At 63.2% G+C, this 5444-nt stretch carries 6 protein-coding genes and 1 pseudogene; 5 read left to right on the top strand and 2 right to left on the bottom strand.

The annotated features are described in order from the left end of the window. Together EN991_RS21715 and groES are read right to left on the bottom strand one after the other, a co-directional pair. Window positions 1-242: TCP-1/cpn60 chaperonin family protein (locus tag EN991_RS21715; protein WP_281033404.1), on the bottom strand; the 242-nt coding region annotated here is incomplete at its 3' end. 65 nt (window positions 243-307) lie between these two features. Further along, window positions 308-601 (bottom strand): annotated as a pseudogene (gene groES / locus EN991_RS21710) (co-chaperone GroES); the annotation flags it as partial. A gap of 1420 nt (window positions 602-2021) precedes the next feature. Here groES and EN991_RS21705 point away from each other — a divergent pair. From EN991_RS21705 to EN991_RS21685, 5 genes are all read left to right on the top strand, one after another. Continuing rightward, a complete protein-coding gene (locus EN991_RS21705; RefSeq protein WP_024505644.1) occupies window positions 2022-2345 on the top strand; it encodes a DUF736 domain-containing protein in 324 nt (107 codons plus the stop codon). Between the two features lie 181 nt (window positions 2346-2526). Continuing rightward, on the top strand, window positions 2527-2796 hold the full coding sequence (locus EN991_RS21700; protein WP_024505645.1) for a helix-turn-helix domain-containing protein: 270 nt from the start codon (window positions 2527-2529) through the stop codon (window positions 2794-2796). Next, window positions 2793-3341: a S26 family signal peptidase gene (locus EN991_RS21695; RefSeq protein ID WP_024505646.1), complete on the top strand. Its 549-nt coding sequence runs from the start codon at window positions 2793-2795 to the stop codon at window positions 3339-3341. The genes EN991_RS21700 and EN991_RS21695 overlap by 4 nt, the downstream gene beginning before the upstream one ends. Continuing rightward, window positions 3329-4012, top strand: coding sequence for a lytic transglycosylase domain-containing protein (locus EN991_RS21690; protein ID WP_024505647.1), 684 nt, complete (start codon window positions 3329-3331; stop codon window positions 4010-4012). Before EN991_RS21695 ends, EN991_RS21690 begins: the two co-directional genes overlap by 13 nt. Before the next feature lie 178 nt (window positions 4013-4190). Next, the coding region (locus EN991_RS21685) for a relaxase/mobilization nuclease domain-containing protein (protein WP_127369517.1) at window positions 4191-5444 on the top strand (1254 nt) is incomplete at its 3' end.

Genomic DNA, 5444 nt, shown 5'->3' with positions numbered 1-5444 from the left:
GTCTTCGAAGCAACTTCGCGGACCATCTGCGCGCCCATGTTTTCGAACTTGTCCTCAAGCTCGATTTCCTTGGCGACGGTGACGCCGTCCTTGGTGATGCGCGGGGCGCCGAACGACTTGTCGATGACCACGTTGCGGCCCTTGGGGCCGAGCGTGACCTTCACCGCGTCAGCGAGGATGTTGACACCGCGCAGCATGCGCTCGCGGGCATCGCGGGAGAATTTTACGTCTTTGGCAGCCATTTTTAGCTCCTGGCAGGGGCTTCAATCGAGCCCGGGAATTCAGTTGACGAAAGGGCCTGATATGAGCCGATGATGCCCATGATGTCGGATTCCTTCATGATCAGAAGGTCTTCGCCATTGAGCTTGACTTCCGTGCCCGACCACTTGCTGAACAGGATGCGGTCGCCGGCCTTGACGTCCAGCGGGACCAGCTTGCCAGCTTCGTCACGAGCGCCGAAGCCGACAGCGATGATCTCGCCTTCCTGCGGCTTTTCCTTTGCCGTGTCGGGGATGATGATCCCGCCAGCGGTCTTGGATTCGGATTCGACCCGGCGAACGACCACGCGGTCATGCAGCGGGCGGAACTTCGACTTTGCCATTTTCGGATTTTTCCCTGGTGCGCTGTTGAGGGGTTTTTGTTAGCACTCGCGATGGACGAGTGCTAACGCGATAGTGAGGTAGGCTGTAAGCGGGCACTCGTCAAGACGGACGAGGGCAGGCGAGGAGCTCTGGCCCCCTCCCCGGTGGAACCCAACGCATACGCGGCATCCGCGTTGATGGCTGCGAGCCCCACATTTCCATTGAATTCGGCGTCATGACGCCAACTTGCTCGCGCCGCTTCCAAGTCGTCAGTCGTGCTGCCGTCAGCACGAACATAGGGCTGCGCTTCACTTCCCGTCGAAGCCGCGGCAAGCAGCGTCGCCGTCAGCACGCTCCTTTGCAGATGCTTGCCAAAGGTGGACAGTGAGCGCACCTGCGCCGGGCTGTTGGTGCGAACGTAAGACGTCATTGACAACTCCTTTTTGCAAGTCGAGCCCCTTCTCCACCTTCGGCCGCCGTCGACGCGAAGAAGTCCGCATCGCGTTGAAGACGAGCTGCGAAAAAGAGAAAGATGTGTTTGATGGCTGCGGCCCCAACGGTGCCTTCAGATTTGAGATCACTTCCGCCGCGAGCGGCTGAAGCTCCTCGCAACGTCAAATCGAATCTGCTGCCAAGCCTCCAGGAAAGGAGAGCATTGCTCATCTCGCGCTTGTGCATGCAGTCAACCTTCGATCCGTGTTGCCACATCAAGAGCAAATGCCGTGCCAAAGCTCACTGGGAAGTGAACGCATGGCTCTCCCTGAAAACCTCACAAATCCAGCATGGTCAATTGTGCGGAACCCGACATGCGTCTTCTGCCACTGTCAGCTTTCGGACAGGCATGACGCGTTTCGCGCCGACCACCGGTCGATCGGTTTTGGGGCCGGTCTGTTCGCCTCATAAGAGCGCGTTACATTGCGTAGCGGTTTCCCGAGCGCCGCCACATGACACTGGACCTGCAGGTAGCACCGGCTTCTCATCCAGCCTTACTTTGGCCCCCTCGCGTATCAAATTCCCGCTGGCGAGCCCTGCTTTCATAGATCGCACCATGCCGGATGTCTGCTCTGGCGCCCGACCCGCTGGCACGATCTCGATCCGGCATAAGGGCGCAGCATCTTTGCAGGCCGTTTCATCCCGGCGTCCTGCTTGGCTGACAGACCGCACTTGGCGAGCGGTCTCCATGCTCTCTCCAAGGACCATCCCTGCGGCTGGCTTGTCGACCTATGGGCGGGTCCGGCCGCCCGAAACCCTCGCGCCATCAGCTTTTTTCCCCGCCGCCTGCGGCGGCTTCCTCGCGCCGCTTCGCTCACAAAAAAGCTGCCCGCTCGGGTCCTTCACTGTCGCTGCGGCCCTGTCGGATTCAGGCGGTCCTGACGCGCCCATTACGGTGCGCCATCGCAGGGGATGGTCCCCGGCGAAACCACAAAAGGAGACTTCGAAATGACCGCGATCGGTTACGTCAACAAGCAGGAAAACGGCGCCTACAAGGGCCAGTTCAAGACGCTCAGCGTCCGCGCCGACATCGATATCGTCCCCAACCAGGCCAAGAGCGCCGATAACCATCCCGACTTCCGGGTGCTTACGCAAGGGGTCGAAGTCGGCGCTGGCTGGATCCGCACCGGCGAGACTTCCGGCAAGGATTATGTGAGCCTGTCGATTGCAGCGCCGGAGTTCGGACCGCGCAAGCTCTACGCCAATCTCGGCCGAGCCGCCGGCCAGGACGATCACGACACCTACGCCATCATCTGGAACCCGGCCGACTGACCGGCCGAGATAAGAGCCTCGCGCCGCAGCCCCGGCGCGGGGCTCATTCCCAGGAGTTCCACCCAAACCCCGTCCGCCCTAAAGGGCGGCGAAAACTCTCCCCCGACTCTTCGCCCGTCCCCGAGACGATCTCCCTCGCCCATCCTCGCCCTCGCTTGTCCGAAGCGAAACGAGGATCATCATGGACGACGAAAACGAACGCGCGGCCCGCGCGAAAAAGGGCAGCCCGTTTCTCAGCACAGCCCAAGCCGCCTTCTATATCGGGCTCTCCCAGCGCACGCTCGAAAAGATGCGGCTCAAGGGCGGCGGCCCGAAATTCCGCAAGCACGGCCGCTATGTCCGCTATCACATCGACGAACTCGACCATTGGTCGAAAGGACACCCGCAGCACTCCATCGCCGGCGATGGCAAGGCCGGTTCCGGCCAGGGCGGCACGGGAGGCCGTTCATGAGGCGGCGCCCTTCCATCCATCTGATCGGCAGCCGCCTGAGGCGTGTTCGAGCCCGTAAGACGGTCGCCTTGGCCGCGGCCGGTCTCGGTCTTTTGGGCTTCACGGCGCTGGGAAAGCCCGCCCCTTGGCTGGTCTGGAACGCCTCGGCCAGCGCGCCGATCGGCCTTTACCGCATCGCTGCGGGAGCGCTGGCGCGTGGCGATCTCGTGCTCGTGCGCCCGCCTGAATACGCGGCGTATCTCGCCGCCGAGCGCAGCTATCTGCCTCGCAATGTGCCGCTGGCAAAACGTCTTGCAGCGCTGCCGGACGATAATGTCTGCGCCTTCAATGACGCCATCATCATCGGCGGCGACATCGTCGCGCGCCGGCTCAAAATCGACGCCGAAGGCCGACCTTTGCCATGGTGGAACGGCTGCCGAGCGCTCGGGGATAACGAGGTTTTCCTGCTCGGCAGCGACAAAAACCGCTCCTTCGACAGCCGCTATTTCGGGCCTGTTCCCACTCAAAATGTCATCGGGAGGCTCGTACCACTATGGACCGAGTGACCCTCCTCTTGTTGGGCATGATCGCCATTGCGCCATGCGCCTGTTCCGCCTCGACCGGCGCTGAGCCGGTCGCCATCTCCCAAAGTCCGCAGCTGCGAAAGTGGCAGACGTTGGTATCGGAAGCAAGCCGGCGCTTCCATATTCCCCAAGCCTGGATCTATGCCGTCATGGCTGCCGAAAGCGGCGGCAAGACAATGCGCGGCGGCCGCCCCATCACCTCCCCCGCTGGCGCCATGGGCCTCATGCAGGTGATGCCCGGCACCTATGAAGAGATGCGGGTCGAACACGGCCTTGGGCCTAACCCCCACGATCCGCGCGACAATATCCTGGCCGGCACGGCCTATCTCAGTGCCATGTATGACCGCTTCGGATTTCCTGGCCTGTTTGGCGCCTACAATGCCGGTCCCGAGCGCTACGACGAGCATTTGAAGCGTGGCAAACCGCTGCCAGAAGAGACCGTCGAGTACCTCGACCAACTCAAGGCGGCCGGAGTTTCGGCGGCCGACATCGAGGCGTTCGAAAGCCAATCTGTCGCTCCAAAGGCGCAAATCGCTCCTCTCGGACGGTCGCTGTTCTTCATTCATGACGGTGTTCACTCAGGCGTGCGAAACGGCGATCTCTTCGTGCCGCTCGGCAAGGACGGCGCGCAGCCGAAGGAGCCGGTGCGTTAGCCATGGCGGACGGGGGCGCGTCTGGCGGGGCTGGGCGCGGAAGGCAAGATAAAGGTACCGCCTCCAGGAGGCGGTTAAATCTTTGTCTGCACATCGTTTTTCCGGGAGGCTGCCGCCGGTGCCAAGAGGGTTTGACGTGTAAGTGTCTGATTTTGCTTGATATGTCTGGGAGGCTCGCATTAAGGATGACGAGTTCAGGCCGAAGCTCGGCAAAATCGGGTCGCGCGGCTCGAAGGCCGGCAAACGCTATGCCGGCCAGGTTCGTGCGGCGATCAACCGGGCTGGCGGCCGGCCGCAACGCGGTGGTCGCTTCACAGGAAGCCGGACAGGGCGCGGCGGGGCGGCCGCCGCACTGCTGAAATCGCGCGACCGGTATGCCGCCTTCCGCCAGCGCCGGGTGATCGTCAAGGCGCGGGTCGTCAAGCTCGCCGGCAAGGGCGCGGACGGGGCGCGTGCCCATCTACGCTATCTTCAGCGCGACGGGGTCACCCGCGAAGGTGAACCTGGCGAGCTCTACGGCGCCGACAGCGGCCGCGTCGACGGCAAGGCGTTCATCGATCGCGCGGACGGCGACCGCCATCAGTTCCGCTTCATCGTCGCTGCCGAAGACGGCATCGAGTACGACGACCTCAAGGCGCTGACGCGGCGGCTCATGGCGCAGATGCAGGAAGACCTCGGCACGAAGCTCGACTGGGTCGCGGTCGATCATTTCAACACCGGCCACCCGCACAGCCACATCATCGTCCGTGGCAGGGACGACCGTGGCGAGAACCTGGTCATCGCGCGCGAATATATCTCATCTGGCATCCGCGAGCGGGCGGCCGAGCTGGTCAGCCTCGATCTCGGTCCGCGAACCGACCGCGAGATTGAGCTTCGCCTGCGCCGGGAAATGGAGCAGGAACGCTTCACCAGCATCGACCGTCGGCTGCTCAGCATGCGTGATGATGACGGCCTGGTCTCGCCGGGCGGTCCCGACGCCATTCGCCAGACGCTGCACCAGGGACGGCTGCGCAAGCTCGAGCGGATGGGTCTGGCCGCGGAGGTCGGCGCTGGCTCCTGGCGCCTCGACGATGAGCTCGAAGCCACGCTGCGCCGCACCGGCGAACGCGGCGACATCATCAAGACCATGCACCGCGAACTGACCGGCAAGGGGCTTGCCCGCAGGGCCGCCGACTGGGTGATCCACGATCGATCCGGCGAGCCCGTCCAGTCTCTCGTCGGTCGCGTTGTCGCGCGTGGACTGGCCGACGAGATCAATGACCGCCATTACATGATCGTCGACGCCGTCGACGGTAAGAGCCATTGGATCAACATCGGTAGAGGCGAGGCGATGGAAACGATGCCTAATGGCTGCATCGTGCGTGTCGCGCCAAGGAACACCGAGCCGAGGCAGGTCGATCGTACCATCGCCGAAATCGCCGCCGCGCATGGC

The organism is Mesorhizobium sp. M7A.F.Ca.US.005.03.2.1 (assembly GCF_003997795.1).
Classification (GTDB): domain Bacteria; phylum Pseudomonadota; class Alphaproteobacteria; order Rhizobiales; family Rhizobiaceae; genus Mesorhizobium; species Mesorhizobium ciceri.
The sequence above is the reverse complement of the archived record's forward strand: the minus strand, read 5'-3'. Positions and strand labels throughout refer to the sequence as shown.